This is a genomic window from Ornithinibacillus salinisoli, from assembly GCF_042684965.1.
GTDB classification, from domain to species: Bacteria; Bacillota; Bacilli; order Bacillales; family Amphibacillaceae; genus Ornithinibacillus; species Ornithinibacillus salinisoli.
Window position 1 is genome coordinate 1 of sequence record NZ_JBHUMI010000002.1, and the last position, 1,140, is coordinate 1,140.

Genomic DNA, 1,140 nt, shown 5'->3' on the forward strand with positions numbered 1-1,140 from the left:
TCAATCATATGAAAGTTCTTAGCTACTAGAAACACTAGCTTCTAGATTTGTTGCTTTTTTAGAAAAACAGGGTTGTTTTTCTGTCTTAACATACTGGTTGTTTTGTTCAGTTTTCAAAGAGCAATTTAAATTTGGTGGAGCCTAGCGGGATCGAACCGCTGACCTCCTGCGTGCAAGGCAGGCGCTCTCCCAGCTGAGCTAAGGCCCCGTAATAATGTTTAAATGGTCGGGAAGACAGGATTCGAACCTGCGACCCCATGGTCCCAAACCATGTGCTCTACCAAGCTGAGCTACTTCCCGTAAATGGCGCGCCCGAGAGGAGTCGAACCCCTAACCTCTTGATCCGTAGTCAAACGCTCTATCCAATTNTATTTAAATGAAATGGTGCGGGTGAAGGGAGTCGAACCCCCACATCCGAAGATACTAGATCCTAAGTCTAGCGCGTCTGCCAATTCCGCCACACCCGCAATAAATGGTGAGCCATGAAGGATTCGAACCTTCGACCCTCTGATTAAAAGTCAGATGCTCTACCAACTGAGCTAATGGCTCTTAAAGTTTCTTGCCTAGCATTTTATATATTTTGTTTTATATAAATTAATAAAATGGTGCCGGCCAGAGGACTTGAACCCCCAACCTACTGATTACAAGTCAGTTGCTCTACCAATTGAGCTAGGCCGGCAAAAATATGGTGGAGGATGCAGGGCTCGAACCTGCGACCCCCTGCTTGTAAGGCAGGTGCTCTCCCAGCTGAGCTAATCCTCCGCCTGGCGGCGTCCTACTCTCGCAGGGGCAAAGCCCCAACTACCATCGGCGCTGAGAAGCTTAACTTCTGTGTTCGGTATGGGAACAGGTGTGACCTTCTCGCTATCGCTACCAGACATACACGACGTATGTCGTTTCGTATTGTTTGTTCATAGGACGTGAACGGTTTAACCGAACTTCCTAGAACGCTTTTTAACGGACAAAATATATTATATGCATTTCTGTGTTAAAATGCAAGGGTTTTTCGAAAAAATTTATACCCTAAAAACTAAATAAGAGTAATGACAACGAATCATAAAATGTGTTAGTTAAGTCCTCGATCTATTAGTATCCGTCAGCTCCACGTGTCACCACGCTTCCACCTCGGACCTATCAACC

Annotated in this window: 6 tRNA genes and 1 rRNA gene; all 7 read right to left on the reverse strand. The window is 45.7% G+C overall.

Annotated elements, in window-relative coordinates:
* Positions 1–132: 132 nt before the first annotated feature.
* The 7 genes from ACFSTA_RS00015 to rrf all read right to left on the reverse strand — a co-directional run bounded on the left by ACFSTA_RS00015 (position 133) and on the right by rrf (position 878).
* Positions 133–208: transfer RNA gene (locus tag ACFSTA_RS00015), tRNA-Ala, on the reverse strand.
* A 15-nt stretch (positions 209–223) separates the two neighbouring features.
* Positions 224–300: transfer RNA gene (locus ACFSTA_RS00020), tRNA-Pro, on the reverse strand.
* Positions 301–382: 82 nt separating this feature from the next.
* Positions 383–467, reverse strand: a tRNA-Leu gene (locus ACFSTA_RS00025).
* A gap of 6 nt (positions 468–473) precedes the next feature.
* Positions 474–549 (reverse strand) — tRNA-Lys (locus tag ACFSTA_RS00030).
* 54 nt (positions 550–603) lie between these two features.
* Positions 604–679, reverse strand: a tRNA-Thr gene (locus ACFSTA_RS00035).
* A gap of 7 nt (positions 680–686) precedes the next feature.
* Positions 687–762, reverse strand: a tRNA-Val gene (locus ACFSTA_RS00040).
* A 5S ribosomal RNA gene (gene rrf / locus ACFSTA_RS00045) occupies positions 763–878 on the reverse strand.
* Between the last annotated feature and the right edge of the window lie 262 nt (positions 879–1,140).